We start from the raw sequence: 17583 nt of genomic DNA, 5'->3' as shown, positions 1-17583 counted from the left end.
ATCAATAATTTATCTTTTTACCCCGAGCAAGTACTTTCCAAACCCGATCCGCAACGCCATTGTTGACGACCTGCAATTCGTCATAACAGGCCACTGTAGGACAGATATGCCGTGGTACGCAATACAGCTCGTCACCTATCTTAAAGTCGGTACTGTCCCCGACTTCAACAACCAAATGTTCTTCGCTCTGCATTTTGATCTCACCGATCCGCCGGTCAAAAAATTTGACTCGGGGCTGCGGCGATTCACTGGCAACAGACTTGTAGCCAAGGTCCAGACAGAGATGTTTGTGATCTACGATGGAAACCACACGTGTCAGCAACACAGCGGCAACTAAAAAGTCCTGTTCGGCATAATTTTCTGCATAACCGAAATCCCAAAACACGAATGTCCCCGGGCTGCATTCAACATCACTACGCTCGGCATGAAACGGAAAACTTGGCGATCCGCCGATCACCTTGGTTAATGGGCTGGCCGTAGAAGCCTGCGCCATGGCATAAGCCATTTCGAGCACACTATAAGCCTTTTGACTCTGCTGCTCACGCAGGTTGTAATCTTTATCGTGGATATGGCCATCATAGCCGTGCACGCCGACCAGTTGAATGCCATCCAATAGCTGAATGTCTAACACAAGGCGCTCTATCTGCGCAATAGATGCTCCAGTACGCCCCATACCAAGATTTACATCGATATAAACTGCGATAGGTCGTCCGTGTTCCACCCCTCGTGCTGACAGCTGTAATGCAGCATCCGCATGGTCAACCAGACAGGCATAATGAGTATCGGGAAATGCTTGAATCAGGTGCATCAAGCGATCAATCTTTGGTCCTACAGGCTGATAGGCCAATAGCACATCCTTTGCTCCTGCTGTACCCAGCAATTCTGCTTCGGCAATTGTAGCACACTTGAATTTGCGAATCCCGCGCTCCAGCATCAGCTGACAGACCTCTTTGCATTTATTGGTTTTAATATGTGGACGTAGACGATCCACACGGCCGTCCACGAACTTCAGCGCACGGTCTATATTCTGAACAATACGATCAGGGTACACAAGCAAGGCCGGTGTATCTACCTGATCAACATTTTGTACACGATACCAAGATTCCATGATCAGCGCATTAAATTAATAGAGCTCGAACAGCGCTTCAATTTCAACAGGGATATTATCAGGCAACGAACCGAAACCCACCGCACTACGCGTACCGATTCCATTTTCCTCACCCCAAACCGCGGCAAACAACTCGCTGCAACCATTGATCACCCCCGGATGATATAAGAAATCAGGCGTACAATTGACCATACCCAAGACCTTAATGACACGTTTAATTTTATTTAATGAGCCCAGATTGGTTTTGATCGTCGATAGCATCGTCAATCCGACCTGTCTAGCCGCAAGTTTCCCTTCCTCTGGACTGATATCGCTACCAATCCGGCCGATAATCAGGGAAGCATCGTCCTGTACGGGTCCATGTCCAGAAAGATAAAGATACTTACCGTCAATAACATAGGGCTTATAAACACCTTTAGGGGCCGGTGCCGGTGGTAAAGTCAAACCTAATTTTTCAAATTGTTCATCTGCGTTGTACATCGTGAATGATTTTAATGTTTAAAAATATAATAGCTAATATAAAATTAATTGCAATAGCAGAACAGCAAGCAGTCCGACAATGGAAACGATGGCTTCCATGATCGACCAGGAAAATAACGTATCCTTGACACTCAGGCCGAAATACTCTTTAAAAAGCCAGAAGCCCGCATCGTTGACGTGAGAAAACATAAGGCTGCCCGCCCCGATCGCTAATACCATCAGATTCGGGTCCACCTTTCCCGCTGTGACGATCGGCAACAATACGCCTGCTGCTGTGAGCGCGGCAACCGTTGCCGACCCTACACAGCCCCTAATGACTGCGGTAATTAGCCATGCCAGCAGCAAGGGTGAAACAGGAAGCTGCTGTAAGGTATTGGCCAATAACAAACTCACGCCGCTATCTTCCATGACCTGTTTAAAAACCCCGGATCCGGCTATAATCAAAAGGATCATCGCAATATCCCTGACCGCCGACTCGTAAATCGACATGACTTTGACCATGGAGCGCCCTAGTTTCAATCCCAATAAGTAGGTAGCGACGACGACCGCGATGACCATGACTACTGTTGTGCTGCCGATAAATTTCAGCCAGCGCTGTACGGTGGCATCATCGGTATAGTACAGATAAGGTATCAGGGTAAATAAGATAATCAATAGGACAGGTAACAACGCAACAGCCAAACTGGTCACAACCGTAGGTTGCTTGTACTCCTGTTGATCGACTGTTTTTTCCTGCCGAAAAATAGACTCCTGACTTGGGAGCATATTCCGCAGGCGACGGCTAAAAATAGGTCCACCCAATATAATAGCGGGAATGGCAATCAAGAGTCCATAGATCAGGGTCAGTCCCATATCCGCTTGAAAAAGCGCGACCAGCGCAACAGGTGATGGGTGCGGCGGAATAAATCCATGGGTCACCGATAATGCGGCCAGCATCGGTAGCCCAATGTAAACCGCTGGCAGTTTGTACCTATAAGAGATCGAAAAAATCAGGGGTACCAGCAGGACAAAACCGATCCCGTAGAACAACGGAATCCCCACCACAAAACCGGTCAGCATCAGGCCCCACTGCAGGTATTTCTCCCCCATTAGGCGAACCATCTGCGCAGCGATGATTTCGGCAGCACCACTTTCAGCTACTATCTTCCCCAGCATGGCGCCCAGCACAATAATCAGGGTCAGGCTCCCCATAACTCCAGCAATACCTTTTTCAACTGTACCGACCAACTGATCCGGTGCAATACCCAAACATAACCCGCTGAGAATAGAAACCAATAAAAAAGAAAGAAATGCATTAATCTTAAAATAAGTAATGCATAGGACGAGCAAACAAATGCTGATTACAATGAGGATTATGGTCATTATATCAATATTAGGTCCACCTCTCAATAGAGAGGTTTAATAAAATTTTGGTCTAGTAAATCATTTTTTCATTCTGAAAATACAATTATTTTTCGTTTTCTGCAAGGAAAGTGAAAAATAATTGAAAATGCCACGATATATGACGATAATATACGTGGTAGCTCTGTTTGATTTCTTTATCTGTTTGATTTCTTTAAATGCACTGCAGCATATTATTATTTACCTTTTTTCGGAGGATGGAATAAGCTATCTAAAAGCGAACGGAGAAATAAACGGCATAAAAATGCCCCCAAAATTGACTAAATTTTGGGGGCTGATATATTGTTAGTATACGCTGCTCTTGCAGCAACGTAGAACAGCAGCTTACTTGCGCGGGATCTCTTTTAGAATTTCGAGTACAAAACGCCAATATTTCTGAACAGAAGATATCGATGCGCGTTCTGCCGGTGAATGTGCTCCCAATATCGTTGGGCCAAAGGAAATCATATCCATGCCCGGGTAATTAGTACCTAAAATACCACATTCCAATCCAGCATGACAGGCCACAACTTCTGGAGCCTCCCCCTGTTGTTTTGTATAAATGGTTTTCAATACTTCCAAAATTTCAGAATTTGGATTAGGTGCCCACCCTGGATAATTGCCGGAAAATACGACATCAAAACCACCCAATTCAAAGGCTGCCTGTAGCGAATAGGCTAGGTCAAATTTGGAGGTCTCGACCGAAGATCTTGTTAAACATTTGATTGCGATCTGCTCCGCGCCCACTTCAACTTTAGCGATATTATTGGACGTTTCAACCAGGTCCTCGAAATCAGCACTCATCCGATATACACCATTTAATGCCGCATAAACGCTGTTAATTAAATTTTCCTGTACCGACACAGGAACAACTGAATTCCATACAGCATCCCTTTGCTCCACAAGAATTTCCATAAGCGGCTCCGTGGTAGCAAACTCGGTTTTGATCGCCTGTGCCAATTGCGTCAAAGCCTCCACAAAGGCAGGCGATTTATCTTTACTGACAACTACCTTGGCTACACTTTCCCTTGGAATTGCATTACGGAGACTTCCTCCCAATAGCGATGCGATGCGCAGGCCATAGCGTTCATTTGCCTTAAACAACAGACGGTTCATCACTTTATTGGCATTTGCAAATCCTTTATGGATGTCCATACCTGAATGTCCTCCATGCAATCCCTTTACCGTAAGTTCAAAAGACACCATATCGGCAGGGCAAGACTCTGCTACATAGGATTGTGTTGCTGTAACATCAATCCCCCCCGCACAACCGATATCAATCTCGTTGTCATTCTCCGTATCAAGATTCAATAGGATCTCGCCAGACAACACTCCTCCTTTTAAGCCGAGTGCTCCTGTCATTCCGGTCTCCTCATCAATGGTAAACAAAGCTTCAATAGCCGGATGAACAATTGTTGTCGATTCTAAAATAGACATGATCGTAGCGACACCCAACCCATTATCCGCGCCCAAGGTAGTCCCTTCAGCTTTTACCCAATCCCCATCAACATACATTTTAATGCCCTCATTGTCGAAATCAAAAATGGTGTCATTATTCTTTTGGTGCACCATATCCAGATGGGATTGCAGGACAACAGTTTTACGATCTTCCATTCCCGCACTTGCCGGTTTCTTGATCAACACATTACCGACTTCATCTACACTGGTTGCTAAGCCCAGGGATTTTCCGAAATCTACCATAAATGCAATGACACGCTCTTCTTTTTTTGAAGCCCGTGGAACAGCATTCAAAGCAGCAAAATTTTTCCAAATTGCTTTTGGTTCTAACTTATCTAAACTATTTTCAGCCATATCTAAAAATTTGTATCCGTCAAAGTTACTCCATTTTTACAATATATGCTCGCTTTAACCGATGCTTATAAAAACAAAAACCATTTGTTGATAGTTCTTACAACAGTGTAAAACATCAACAACACCGACATGTACAAACCCGTAAAAGTAGAGCGAAAAAACATTTATTTTAAACCGGATAAGAAAAGAGTGCTGGCAAGATTCTTTTTTCTGGGCGATGAGCGTACCATCAAAATCATCAAACGCACGCTGGAGCTAAGCGAATCTGAGCGTAAAGAGATTTTTGGCCAGGTTCTCCGGAGCTACACAAAAAGACATCGTAGTATTGTCAATATTTTCGAGCGCAATTTTGAGCGCGTAAGTCACTTATTGGAAAAAGTCCCTTTTCCAAAAGACAAACTTAGCCAACTGGACAAGCTCTTGATCGGTTCATATTTTACAATGGAATACTCAATTGAATCGGCAGCCCTTTTTAATCCCTCCATCGTAGAGCACCCGGATCAGACCGAGCTCTTTCAGGGAGAAAAACGGGTAATACTCAGCTTCAGGGCTACCGGTGAAGGACATGTATCCTCCATTGTATTTCGGGCCGGCACCCTCGATGTAGACAATAATATACATATAGATTATATCGGCAACCTGTTGGACAAACCCATTCAGGTCAAAAACCATCGCTACCATAAGGAATCATTCTTAAAAAAGATGAATGAGCTCCATGCTGAGCCCACTGAGGTCAAAACAAAACTTGAGCAGAAATTAACCCCTACATTTACCTATGAAGAGCTCAAACGCTATATTGATGAGGTCAGACAGGACAGCGAGGAAAATCTCGAAAATATCACCTTTTTACAACAGGCATTATGGTTGGCCTCTTCGCATTATGAAATGACTTTTTCACTGGATACTTCCATTTCCGAACGGGTGATCTTCCCTATTGCTGATACAGAAAAAAGAGGGATTGAGGACGCCCGCTTTGTGCAGTTCAAAGATGAAAAGGGAGAAAGCATTTACTATGCGACCTATACGGCCTACGATGGTTTTAGCATACTTCCAAAACTTCTGACCACAAAAGATTTTTATCACTTTAAAGTGAAACCAATCTACGGAGAGATTGCGAACAAAGGCGCCGCACTCTTTCCCCGAAAAATCAATGGGCGATATGCGATGCTCTGCCGAATAGACGGTGAGAACAACTATATCGCTTATTCACACAACATCAATGTCTGGCAAGAAACCGCAATACGTATCCAACAACCTGAATATGCGTATGAATTTGTACAGATAGGAAATTGCGGATCGCCAATAGAAACCGCATATGGCTGGCTAATTTTGACCCATGCGGTTGGACCAATGCGTGAATATGTCCTTGGTGCAGCCCTATTGGACCTAAATAACCCACATGTGGAAATAGGCCGTCTACACAGTCCTTTGATGACGCCAAACGACGAAGAAAGGGAAGGCTATGTGCCCAATGTTATTTACTCCTGTGGCGCATTGGTCCATAATGGACAGCTTATTTTACCGTATGCGATGTCTGACTATGCATCAACGTATGCAACCATCAATCTAGAAGAACTTTTACTAGCTATTTTGAATCCGGAGCGTTATCAATAAACGCACGGTAAACGATGATATAGGCGAGATAGTAACAAAGTGTGCTTTCCGCACCCTGATTTCGGTTGATTCCATAAGACTCCAGCCCATCGCAGCATCCTTTGGTCTCTTCATCGTAAAGCCCTAGTTTTAGGTCATTCTCGCCTAAAAACCAGCGGAAGGATGCTACCATACGGGTAAAATATACCTTTTTATTAGTCAGGCGAAATGCTTCACGGTACATAAAGACCATAGCTGTAACATCCAATGGTTGCTGACCGAATTTACTGATATGTTTTCCCTGTTTTGCCCATTCCTGATTTCCAACCAAGGAAAGGGCGCCATTTTGAATGGTAATACTTTCCAAAAATGTCAGGGTCAATAGCCCCAACTGTTTCACGGTTTCATCGTTAAGAAACGGATATGCCGTCAATAAAGCATAGGGTAAAATTGCATTGTCATAAGCCAATACGGACTCAAACCATTGCCAGCTCTCGTCTGAGCTTGCTTCATATTCTCTGATCAACTTTCCAGTGAGCTCCCGCATTAGTTCGATCATGACTTCGTCGTTCGACTGATGATGCAGATACTCTGCAATACCAAGTATGGTATAAGCGATGGCCCGATTAGACCGCAGCTGCTTAAAATTTGGTACAGATCTGAAAAACAGTTCATACCCCAACTGGTAGTAACTCGTCATTTTTGTTTTCCGCAGAAGCACCCCCAAAGCCCAGATCGTTCGGCCAAAAGAATCTTCCGATCCGACTTCATCCAGAAAATTATGCTGAAAACTCATAAAATTATGAAATAACCCATCTTCGCGCTGATGATAATAGATATAGCTCAGATAAGTAGAGATACGTCGGTCGAGTCGTTTGTCCGCAAAATCAGTCTGAGCCAATAAAGTCAGCAATAGGGCCCGCGCATTATCATCCAGGCAATAACCTTCCTTGTAATTGGGTAATGAATAGGTTGCATGTTGCAGTATGCCGACCTGGTTGGTCAGACGGTCAATATGTTTCCAACTGAATTTGGGCATTTCATCTCTTGAAAATGCGGCATTTTCTTTAAAACCGTCAGGTGCTGGAACTATTTTATCCAAAAGCCGGGTATAACGAATGCCAATATTTTTCCAGGTCATTTCTTTTCCAAAAGCCCGAGCATTGTCCCGTAAGGTCATCCGATATTCCTGATTACTAAATAACGCTGCCAAGGTAGTCGCCATTGATGCGGGATTCTTAAATTCGACCAGCACTCCACGACCATCGGCCAACAACTCCTTCGCATGCCAGTATGGAGTGGATACCACAGCTGCCCCTGCACCAATCGCGTAAGACAATGTACCGCTTGTGATCTGGGCCTCATTCACATAAGGGGTAACATATACATCACAGGCGGATAAATAAGTCACCAGATCAGACTGGCTTACAAAGGAATTAACAAATTGGACATGATCTTCTAAATGATATGCATCAACCAAACCCTTGAGGTATTCACGGTATTCCTCTCCAGAATGGGCAAGGACATTGGGGTGTGTCTTACCAACGATCAAATAAACAAGATCAGGTTCATTTTTAACGACCGTTGCAAGGGACTCGATCACTGTTTCAATACCTTTATTGCGCCCTATAAATCCAAAGGTCAGCAAAATCTTTTTTCCTGACAATCCCATTTTTTCTTTTGCTTCCTTCTGACTAAGATGAAATTCGGGTACCCCATGATGGATTAGCCTAACTTTTGTGGTATTGACCCGATAGACAGATTTCAACAATGTAATCGCATAATTACTCATTACGATCACAACGGAAGCCCGCTTGACTATTTCAATTAGGATTGCCTTTTCATCAACACTTGGCTTTTCGAGGATGGTATGTAAATTGACCAGCAAGGGAATATGAAGGGTATTGATCAACGAAAGAATATATATTCCACTATTCCCGCCAAAAATACCATATTCATGTTCGAGGATAACACAATCGTAACCATTATTGTTGATATACTCGGCTGCTTCAATATAAGAGAGCTGATGCTGTCGATCGATCGTAAAAACCACCTCCCCTGGATAAGCATAATCATCATCTGCAACAGCAATAACATGTTGGACCAGATCCTGATTGTGCAAAGCTACCGCATGTAGCAGATCCGAAGTGAAGGTGGCAATACCACATTCTTTGGGCAAATAAGTACTTATATATGCAATTTTCATTGAAATAATTATTTAGAATAAAAGCCATTTCCGACGGAAATAGCATGTGTGTGTTCCATTATCTAAATGCATCTCAAGCGCAAATTGTTTGCAATACGTGTATTTTATTTAATTTGGATAGGGATAAATTTCAAAACCAAATAGCTTGCTTAAATTTTATCCACTCAAGCGGAGCCTGAAAAACTTCCTGTATATTTGCCACAGACAAAAAACAGGTACAGCATGAAATCATCGAAGGAGAAAATGATTGCCGGCATCCCTTATATTGATACGGACGGACAGCTATTCAAGGAAAGACAATATGCAAAAGAAGAGCTCAAACGTTTCAATGACTCCGAACCAAAACAGATTAAATTCAGAAAACAGATCATTCAGAAGCTATTTAAGACGACCGGTAGTCGCTTCTTTATTGAACCTCCATTTCGTTGCGATTATGGTTACAACATTTCTATCGGTGAGAACTTTTACAGCAATTATAACTGTACTATTTTGGACGGTGCTCCGGTGACCATAGGCGAAAACGTACTTTTTGGTCCGAATGTCAGTCTTTTTACCGCGGGACATCCAATTCATTTTGAAACAAGAAACCAAGGCTGGGAGTTTGCGGCTCCTATTGTGATTGAAGATAATGTATGGATTGGCGGCCAGGTAGTGGTCAATCCAGGCGTTCGGATCGGAAAAAACGCGGTAATAGGATCTGGATCTGTAGTCACCAAAGATATTCCGGCAGATGTGATTGCCGCTGGCAATCCCTGTCGCGTCATCAGGCCAATTACAGCAGCGGACCGCATTGACTATACAGGCCTTTAAAAAGCATAAATACATCGTCTAGTATCAAAACAAGGTCATCATGCACGTGATGACCTTGTTTTGATACTTCGCCACGCGTAGCGGACATCATTCCTACTCTCTACCAACGATGCAAACATGCAAACCTAAGACCATTCAAAAAATCTCGTTTAATGCCAGCTCAACCTATTTTTCGACGCAAAGGAAATGTCAAGGAGCAGCCTGATAATGATAGCCTCATTCATGCATATATCACTAGGATATCCTCATTGATGCATCACTAGGCTGTAATGTCCTTTTTTAAATTGTTTATAAATCGCTCCGGCTTATCTGATTCCTTCATCAGAACAAATCTATTTTTGGTCCAAAAAGATTGTTGCTCCCTGCCTGTTTGAACAGAGAGGCGGCAGCCATTGAAGGTTTTGACAAACTGCACAGCGTAATGAAGCAAGGCTGTTCCTACTCCCTGTCTTCTAAAATCAGGATGTACAGCAAAATAACGAATTTCGTAGTCTCCTAACGAGCGCTGCAACGTAAGGACCCCCACAACCTCATCGCCACTGTAAGCCGCAAAATGCGAGGCTTCAAAATCCCCGTCAAGCATGACGTCCGACAGTTGCCCTTTGGCACTGAATACTTCCCTTCTGAGCTTCCAGGTGCGGGCCGCAAATACCTGTTCGATATACCAATCTGCCATCACTGTATTTCGAGTTCTAAAAACGCCGCTGGAAGGTAATTAATAATATCTGAAGGCAATAAGGAATAAACGCCAATCGAATTTACCGCTATATCAGCTGCTCTTCCGTGAATGTATACACCCATTATCAGTGCTTCCTGGGAAGAATAGCCCTGCCCGATCAATGCCGTCAATATCCCTGTCAAGATATCTCCGCTCCCGCCCGTAGCCATGCCAACATTGCCTGTGCTATTGAAATAAATTACTCCTTCAGGCGTAACCATCGCACTGTTGGCCCCTTTGATCAAAACGTACAACTGGTATTCTGCGGCAAAGGCTTTCACCTTATCCATCTTTTCGAAATCATTCTGCCAAGTTCCCAATATTCGGCTCAACTCTTTAGGATGTGGGGTCAATATACTTTTTTTTGGAATGAACTGCCATAGCTCGGGTTGTTGCGCCAAGATATTCAATGCATCAGCATCTAATACCAAAGGGGTATGAAGACCCTCTGAAATAAATACCTTAAAAGCATCAATTGTAGCTTGGGCTGTTCCCATACCGATGCCGATACCGATGGATTGAGAGCTATGCACATCGGGAAACTGTGTAATTAGATCCCCGTCGGCGTCAGTCATTACAATCGCTTCGGGGACAGCAGTCTGTATACTTGTATAACCACAGGATGGTATATAAGCAGAAGCTAAACCACAGCCCGAGCGCAAAACAGCCTTTAAAGCCAATTGCACTGCCCCCATCTTACCCCTACTCCCACCGACGATCAGACTATGTCCGAAGGTCCCCTTATGATCAAATTTATTTCGTTTCCGATAGAACGACCTGATCAAAGCTGAATCGACATAGTGAAAAGGCGTATCAACCTGATCGAAGGCTGTTGAGCTCAGCCCAATATCCAATACATGAAATGCTTTGACCCGAAATCTATTTTCAGGCATTAACAGTCCCAATTTTGGGGACTGAAATGTAAACACTAATTCTGCCTCCACCACTGGTGAATCCTTGGCTGTGGTTTCGTCACTTAAAAGACCTGAAGGCATATCGATCGCATAAAGCGGCCCACCACAATGATTGATGGCTGCAATAAGATTCCGCCAGTCTTCATTCAGCGGGTATTTCAGACCGTAGCCAAATAGACAATCTAACACAATTGCCCCTCCAGGAATATGAACCTGAGTTTCGGTGCTGATTTTTTGGATAAGATGAGCAGGCAAGCGATTTTGGTTTGCTAAGTTATCTGCCGAATAGTCCGGTGCATCAATTAAATAGACGCTGACCTCAGCTTGCTGTTGATCCAGGAGCCTGGCCAGTACCAGTCCATCGCCACCATTATTGCCTTTACCACAAAAAATACAAAAAGACTGTTGCTCCAAGCTTGGATACTTTTGCTTGATTGCTTCAAAAACAGCGTTCCCTGCCCGCTCCATCAAGTCAAGGCTACTGATCCCCGCATCATGCATCGTTTGTTTATCTACCCAGCTCATCTGGGCTGCAGAAAGTATTTTCATGCTTATTTTCCTTTTTTAAGCGAATCATGTCCTGCCTGAAGATGAAAACAGATTCTCTGATCTAAATTACTTAGAAAATGGGGTACCACCAAGATATAGCCAACTATTGGTTGAGCGTTACTTCCTGTACTCCCCCAGTTCGCTTTAATGTACCCCAGGTATTCAATTCACCTTTAATGGCTTTTCTAAGCGATTTGAATAGCACAAAATACATCAATTGTCGCCAGAAAAAACGCTGCGGAAACAGGTAGATCAAATTTTTCATTTTCTCACCTTCCATCCGAAAAGCAATTCCAGCAAAGAAAATATCCACGAATACAAATAAAAAGTAATAAAACATGACCTGACCAAAACCATTATGCAGGGAGAACAAACCGGCGAGCCCTGTCCAGCTGATTCCATTGACTTCGCTCAATGAAAACAAGCCACTGACCAAGGAAAACAGCATAAAGAGGTCTGCCAACGGCGCAAATAAGGGCAGGATAATCTGAAAAATCAAGATATTGGGCATACCGACCATACCAAAATATCCGTAACGGGGATTTAACAAGGTATCCTTATTTTTCCAGAAGCTTTGCAGCACGCCGAAACTCCAGCGGAAACGTTGCTTGAAAAGCATTTTTACAGTATCGGGAGCTTCGGTGAATGCAACCGCTTCTGCCGAGTTACGTACGGTATAACCAGCCTTTAGTATACGCATGGTCAGATCACAATCTTCGGCCAATGTATCTGTCGTAAACCCACCAACTTCCAAAATGACCGACCGCCGAAAAGCACCGATTGCGCCGGGAACGACCGAAATCATATTGAGCAGATCAAAAGCCCTTCTATCCATATTCTGCGAAGTAATATATTCGATAGATTGCCAATGGGTCAACATATTATGTACATTACCCACTTTCACACTACCGGCCACTGCAGCCACCTGCTCTTTATTGAAATACTTCATCAACATCCGCAAAGCGTCAGTCTTCAATTGCGTATCTGCATCAATACAGAGTACAAAAGCCGCATTGGATTGTTGTATGCCATAATTCAGCGCTGAGGCTTTACCGCCATTGGGTTTTGTAAACAAGCGGATCTTTGGGTGGTCGCCATAGACCTTGCTTACAATTTCGAAGGTTTTATCTTTGGATCCGTCATCGACAAAAATCAGTTCGTACGCCGGATAATCGAGATGGAGCAAGCTTTTGATTGTTGCCAAAACAGTTACCTCCTCATTATAGGCAGGGATAATAATACTCACCTTTTCCTGTGGATCTGATATCAATTCCGATTGTTCCTGTCTATTTTTTCTTCTTTGTCGTATGGCCAGATGAGCAATCATCACTGTACGAAAGATCGCCAGTACAATCGCTAGGGAGAAAATCAGGTTAAGAAAGATATTTCCATAAAACAGTGTTCCTAAAAACAGTCGATTGGATGATCCGCTGAACCCCGAATCCGATGCATTTTGCACGGGCGGCATTAGCTCATCGCGTTTCTTACCCATAAGGTCTCCGATCGTCGCAAATTTATAACCATGTGCTTTAAAATAATGAATAATACGGGGTAGTGCCGCAATGGTAGCCTCCCGATTACCGCCAGCATCATGCAGCAGGATAATGTTGCCATTGTCACGTTGTTTTACAACTTCATTATAAATTTCATCCGCAGTACGACCGGGAAGCCAGTCATTGGGATCAATATACTCGCCAACATTAATGTAGTTTTCCTTTCGGCTCTGGGCGACCGGAAGAATCTCCGCTACAGTCTGCGGTTCGGCATCAGCATTAAACGGTGCACGGAACAGAATCGTGCTATGTCCAGTAATGCATTCAATGATCTTGCGGGTTGCATTTAACTCAAATTTGACCCGAATGGGGCCTATCGTTGACATATCGGGATGGAAAAAAGTATGATTCCCAAGCTCATGCCCTTGCTGATATTCTTTACGCACCAGGTCCATATTTTTTTCAGCCATAACCCCCACGAGAAAAAATGCTGCGGGAACATGCTCCCGTTTTAAAATCTCCAAAACCTCAGGTGTGTACGTGGGATCAGGGCCATCATCAAAAGTCAATACTATGCTGTTGTCCCTTTCGCCAAAACGCTTAATCACATAATTACTCGGCGTCTTGACGTACTGTTGATCTTCGATCAATCCACTAGCTGTATTGTATCGAAATTTTACCAATCCGGGCTCGGGACTATTCACCAAATCCAGAATCTCACCATCACCGATATATTGTATCCCCCCGACTTTGATTTTGCTTATTTTTTCAAAATCAAAAGGCTCCTTGATCAAATGATCACGGTCCAAAGATCTTGAAATAAAGGACCATAAACGGGCATCTTCACTTCCCAAGCGCCAGAGTGCTATACCTGCCAATCCCCAATCATCTGCTTTGCGGATCAGATTGAAGTAGGTGGCAGCATCCGTGAAATAGACATCGTGGCGCATGCCAGCGCCATCCCTATAGCTAAAATTGAGATTCGCTGACTCCCGATCGAACCGGACGTTTGCATTATAATTGTGAGCCAGGATAACCGCATTGTCATAGGTCAGCGTCTTGCCCACCTTTCCAGCTGGCCAATCGTATCCATAGCAGGCCAATGCCAAAATCACCTTATCCGCATCCACTTTACGACACAGCTCATCCAGATTCTTTTCGACCCAAGCCTGATGGGAAATCGCCCCGGCATTGCTCTCAACGGAATGCTGATCATAGGCCATTAAAATAATGTAATCATTGTATTTTTGTAGCGAAATGGGATCATAATCATCATTTTCGGGTGAAATATCCTGTGAAACCAGCAAACCTTCGCTATGGAAAACCTGATAGATTCGCGCCATAAAATCGTTTAACGGTTTACGATCATCCAATTGAAGATTTTCAAAGTCAATATTGATACCTGAAAAACCATGCCGCTTTATTTTGATTAAAATATCATCTATAAAACGTTGCTGTTTTGCTGGATCTGAAAGGATTGCCCTTACCGTTTGTCCATCAAAGTCACTCCCGCTGAAATTGGAAATTTGGGCAATTGCCTTCCGTTTATATCGATGGATCACATTCAAGGCTGCGGTATCGGCTTTATCGACAATAGTATCCTGAGCAGGCACCGTAAAAAAGGACTCCATGGCGACCATATCCAGATGCCCTATGTTTCGCCTGAGGTCTGACAACGATTGCTGACGGACCTCATTTGACCACGAGCTCACATAAAAGCCCATGTTAACCCTATTTTTATTCCCAAGATGCTTCATATGCTTCAGTTCCCGGTCGCGTTTAATCTTTTCAAGTTCCGATCTGACGACCGTAAACTCCTTAAACTGTCTCGAGTTTTTCAACTTTGCCGTAGACTTTGCCGTCAAAGGCGTATCTGTATTGATTGTTGGGAATGGAGGTACCTGAATCTTGCCCAAGGTATAGACAACGCATACGATGGCTACGATCATTCCAATAATCAGTGCCCTGCTCATCCATGAAAAAGCGTACCAACGCTTTTTGCTCGACGTCTGAAAAATCTGTTTTTCTGACATAAAATATTGCGATTAACTTCGGGCTAAGCTACATCAGAAAATGATCCAAAACACTCATCCTCAGCTTAAAAATTCCTTAATTTTACTGGACTCTTCAACCAGGCCACTCTGCCGGATTTTGACTATCTTAGTAAGACTGGTAACACTGACTTAAAAACGCTGATATGAGAACAACATACCTGTTATTATCCATGCTATCCCTACAAGCCCTCATCGGCTGCGGACAGTCTAATTCAGCAGTATCCCAACCGAAATCCAAAAACCCAACTGCGGAGACTGACAATCCTGACGGGAGACAGTTTATTGATCCAAAGGGAATGACTGTCAAATCAAGAATTTTATTGCCTGCAGGTTTTGAAAGGCCCAGTTACACATCAAAAGATTTTGGTAGTTTTCTCGAAAACCTGCCATTATACCCCATTGATCATGAGGTCCGTTATTATAACGGAAAAATTAAGTCCCGAAACAACATCTATAATAGCGTTATAAAACTCGATATCGGCAAACGCGACCTGCACCAATGTGCTGACGCGGTCATGCGCTTACGGGCAGATTACCTCTACCAGCAAAAGAGATATCAGGATATTAGATTCAATTTTCTCTCCGATGGCAAACCACGCACCTATACCAATTATGCGAAAGGAGACTATTCGTATCCAAAATATTGGAAGTATATGGAATATATTTTTGCCTATGCCAACACTGCTTCTTTGCACGATGAGCTTCCTACGGTAAAATCGTCTGCTGTCAAAATCGGAGACACTTTCGTACAGAAGGGCTCCCCCATTGGCCATGCGGTTATCGTCGTTGATCTTGCTAAAAATAAGGAAGGCAAAACAATTGTACTACTCGCCCAAAGCTATATGCCTGCGCAGGAAATACAGCTATTAAACAATTGGAACAATGCAGGCTTAAGCCCTTGGTACGATATTGACAAAGATGTGATCAATACCCCAGAATGGACTTTTTATGCCCGAGACCTAAAAACTTGGAAATAGTGACATCTTCCTGAAAGCTATTTCAGCAATTCTTGAACAATAAAATTAAACGACGGTTTACAGTGTCTGCATCAGTTTGTGAGTAAATTAAATAAAAGATATTTTTGTCTTTTATTTAATTTACCTATTTTTGCTTGCGATAGTCATTTGCAAATGTACCCTATCAAAGAATAGTAAAAACCTCTAAAAGAGGCCAGATCATATTTTATTCCTTTTTTTTATAAAATAAAAGACAAAAAGGTATTTAAGTATTTTTATCATGATTACCGAAACACAAAAAGATTTAATCAAAGGCACTATACCGGTTTTGAAGGAGCACGGTGTTGCGCTGACCAGTCATTTTTACCAACGCATGTTTACGCACAATCCTGAGCTCAAGCATATATTTAATATGGGGAATCAGCAAAATTCAAAACAGCAAACGGCATTGGCCAGTGCAGTATTGGCGTATGCGGAGCATATTGACAATCCCACTGTATTGCTATCCGCTGTCAAACACATCGGACAAAAACACAGTAGTCTCCATATTCGTCCTGAACATTATCAGATCGTTGGCAAGCATCTATTGGCTTCCATCCAGGAAGTATTGGGGGATGCTGCTTCAGATGAGCTCATCGAAGCATGGAAAGTTGCCTATTTTCAATTGGCTGACCTGATGATCGGTATCGAAAAAGAGATGTACGATCAAATGATCCAAAAAGAAGGTGGCTGGACAGGCTGGAAACCTTTTAACATCGTTAAAACCGTCTCGGAGACGGCAGAAATCCAGTCGATTTACTTAGCACCAACTGATGGTGGTCGAGTTCCAAAACATATCGCCGGCCAATATGTAAGTGTACGGGTGTATCTACCTGAGCTTCACCTTTACCAGCCGCGGCAATACAGCTTATCCGACGCCAGTAATGGTCAATACCTTCGTATCTCTGTTAAAAAAGAAACTCCCTTGGGAAAACCAGAAGGAATGGTCAGTAACTACCTGCATCAATACTTTCAGGAGGGAAAACAGCTGGAATTGACCGCACCTACGGGTTCCTTTAACCTGATTGAGAATGAGCTTCCACATGTGTTTATCAGTGGTGGAGTCGGCCAGACTCCGTTGATAGCCATGCTGGAACAACTTATCAAGGCAAAGGGACAAAATGCAGTGACATGGATTCATGGCTGTAGAAATAGCGATTTACACGCATTTAAAGACAGGCTCAGGACGCTTGAGGCACAACACGAGCATATCAGCTGCTTTTCGTTTTACGATGAACTCAAGGAAAGCAACAGCAGCAATTTCCAGGGCTGGGTAGATCTGGCTAAAATTGATTCGGATCATCTGCCACAAAAAGCCAATTACTACTTGTGCGGCCCCGCAGGTTTTATAGAAAAACACTTCAAGTATCTGACTGGCCAAGGTATCCGAACCGAGCATATTCATTTTGAAGAGTTTGGACCTGCTTCCCTACAGCTCAACTAGGCAGCAGTGATAGCCATCCGTAAATTT

The 17583-nt window shown here is 43.4% G+C and carries 12 protein-coding genes; 4 read left to right on the top strand and 8 right to left on the bottom strand.

Annotated elements, in window-relative coordinates:
• Position 1: 1 nt before the first annotated feature.
• From ABDW32_RS05250 to ABDW32_RS05235, 4 genes are all read right to left on the bottom strand, one after another.
• On the bottom strand, positions 2-1108 hold the full coding sequence (locus tag ABDW32_RS05250; protein WP_343560127.1) for a D-TA family PLP-dependent enzyme: 1107 nt from the start codon (positions 1106-1108) through the stop codon (positions 2-4).
• A gap of 15 nt (positions 1109-1123) precedes the next feature.
• Positions 1124-1588 carry a RidA family protein gene (locus ABDW32_RS05245; protein ID WP_343560125.1) on the bottom strand — a complete coding sequence of 155 codons (465 nt, stop codon included), beginning with the start codon at positions 1586-1588 and terminating at the stop codon, positions 1124-1126.
• A 33-nt stretch (positions 1589-1621) separates the two neighbouring features.
• Positions 1622-2950 carry a gluconate:H+ symporter gene (locus ABDW32_RS05240; protein WP_343560123.1) on the bottom strand — a complete coding sequence of 443 codons (1329 nt, stop codon included), beginning with the start codon at positions 2948-2950 and terminating at the stop codon, positions 1622-1624.
• Between the two features lie 363 nt (positions 2951-3313).
• Positions 3314-4780 carry an aminoacyl-histidine dipeptidase gene (locus ABDW32_RS05235; RefSeq protein ID WP_343560121.1) on the bottom strand — a complete coding sequence of 489 codons (1467 nt, stop codon included), beginning with the start codon at positions 4778-4780 and terminating at the stop codon, positions 3314-3316.
• Positions 4781-4909: 129 nt separating this feature from the next.
• Between ABDW32_RS05235 and ABDW32_RS05230 the strand changes: the two genes are divergently transcribed.
• Positions 4910-6394 (top strand): glycoside hydrolase family 130 protein, encoded by a 1485-nt coding sequence (locus tag ABDW32_RS05230; protein WP_343560119.1) that lies wholly within the window; start codon positions 4910-4912, stop codon positions 6392-6394.
• On the opposite strand, the gene ABDW32_RS05225 is transcribed toward ABDW32_RS05230, so the two are convergent.
• Positions 6366-8579, bottom strand: coding sequence for a glycosyltransferase family 4 protein (locus ABDW32_RS05225; RefSeq protein WP_343560117.1), 2214 nt, complete (start codon positions 8577-8579; stop codon positions 6366-6368). The genes ABDW32_RS05230 and ABDW32_RS05225 overlap by 29 nt on opposite strands.
• A gap of 222 nt (positions 8580-8801) precedes the next feature.
• Here ABDW32_RS05225 and ABDW32_RS05220 point away from each other — a divergent pair, with 222 nt between their 5' ends.
• Positions 8802-9389: a sugar O-acetyltransferase gene (locus ABDW32_RS05220; RefSeq protein ID WP_343560115.1), complete on the top strand. Its 588-nt coding sequence runs from the start codon at positions 8802-8804 to the stop codon at positions 9387-9389.
• A gap of 259 nt (positions 9390-9648) precedes the next feature.
• On the opposite strand, the gene ABDW32_RS05215 is transcribed toward ABDW32_RS05220, so the two are convergent.
• The 3 genes from ABDW32_RS05215 to ABDW32_RS05205 form a co-directional block, all read right to left on the bottom strand.
• Positions 9649-10065, bottom strand: a complete 417-nt coding sequence (locus tag ABDW32_RS05215) for a GNAT family N-acetyltransferase (protein WP_343560113.1) — start codon at positions 10063-10065, stop codon at positions 9649-9651.
• The gene (locus ABDW32_RS05210; RefSeq protein ID WP_343560111.1) at positions 10065-11570 is read right to left on the bottom strand and encodes an NAD(P)H-hydrate dehydratase; all 1506 of its coding nucleotides are present in this window, start codon (positions 11568-11570) and stop codon (positions 10065-10067) included. Before ABDW32_RS05210 ends, ABDW32_RS05215 begins: the two co-directional genes overlap by 1 nt.
• A gap of 103 nt (positions 11571-11673) precedes the next feature.
• Positions 11674-15096, bottom strand: coding sequence for a glycosyltransferase (locus ABDW32_RS05205; RefSeq protein ID WP_343560109.1), 3423 nt, complete (start codon positions 15094-15096; stop codon positions 11674-11676).
• Positions 15097-15260: 164 nt separating this feature from the next.
• Here ABDW32_RS05205 and ABDW32_RS05200 point away from each other — a divergent pair, with 164 nt between their 5' ends.
• Positions 15261-16094 (top strand): DUF4846 domain-containing protein, encoded by an 834-nt coding sequence (locus tag ABDW32_RS05200; RefSeq protein ID WP_343560107.1) that lies wholly within the window; start codon positions 15261-15263, stop codon positions 16092-16094.
• Between the two features lie 250 nt (positions 16095-16344).
• Positions 16345-17556 (top strand): NO-inducible flavohemoprotein, encoded by a 1212-nt coding sequence (gene hmpA / locus ABDW32_RS05195; RefSeq protein WP_343560960.1) that lies wholly within the window; start codon positions 16345-16347, stop codon positions 17554-17556.
• Positions 17557-17583: the final 27 nt, after the last annotated feature.

It is taken from the genome of Sphingobacterium sp. (genome assembly GCF_039596235.1).
GTDB lineage: Bacteria > Bacteroidota > Bacteroidia > Sphingobacteriales > Sphingobacteriaceae > Sphingobacterium.
This window is presented reverse-complemented; position numbering and strand designations above follow the sequence as displayed.

Coding starts and splice junctions, on each gene's coding strand:
- ABDW32_RS05250 (WP_343560127.1), bottom strand. CDS start 1,108: ATGGAATCTTGGTATCGTGTACAAAATGTTGATCAGGTAGATACACCG.
- ABDW32_RS05245 (WP_343560125.1), bottom strand. CDS start 1,588: ATGTACAACGCAGATGAACAATTTGAAAAATTAGGTTTGACTTTACCA.
- ABDW32_RS05240 (WP_343560123.1), bottom strand. CDS start 2,950: ATGACCATAATCCTCATTGTAATCAGCATTTGTTTGCTCGTCCTATGC.
- ABDW32_RS05235 (WP_343560121.1), bottom strand. CDS start 4,780: ATGGCTGAAAATAGTTTAGATAAGTTAGAACCAAAAGCAATTTGGAAA.
- ABDW32_RS05230 (WP_343560119.1), top strand. CDS start 4,910: ATGTACAAACCCGTAAAAGTAGAGCGAAAAAACATTTATTTTAAACCG.
- ABDW32_RS05225 (WP_343560117.1), bottom strand. CDS start 8,579: ATGAAAATTGCATATATAAGTACTTATTTGCCCAAAGAATGTGGTATT.
- ABDW32_RS05220 (WP_343560115.1), top strand. CDS start 8,802: ATGAAATCATCGAAGGAGAAAATGATTGCCGGCATCCCTTATATTGAT.
- ABDW32_RS05215 (WP_343560113.1), bottom strand. CDS start 10,065: ATGGCAGATTGGTATATCGAACAGGTATTTGCGGCCCGCACCTGGAAG.
- ABDW32_RS05210 (WP_343560111.1), bottom strand. CDS start 11,570: ATGAAAATACTTTCTGCAGCCCAGATGAGCTGGGTAGATAAACAAACG.
- ABDW32_RS05205 (WP_343560109.1), bottom strand. CDS start 15,096: ATGTCAGAAAAACAGATTTTTCAGACGTCGAGCAAAAAGCGTTGGTAC.
- ABDW32_RS05200 (WP_343560107.1), top strand. CDS start 15,261: ATGAGAACAACATACCTGTTATTATCCATGCTATCCCTACAAGCCCTC.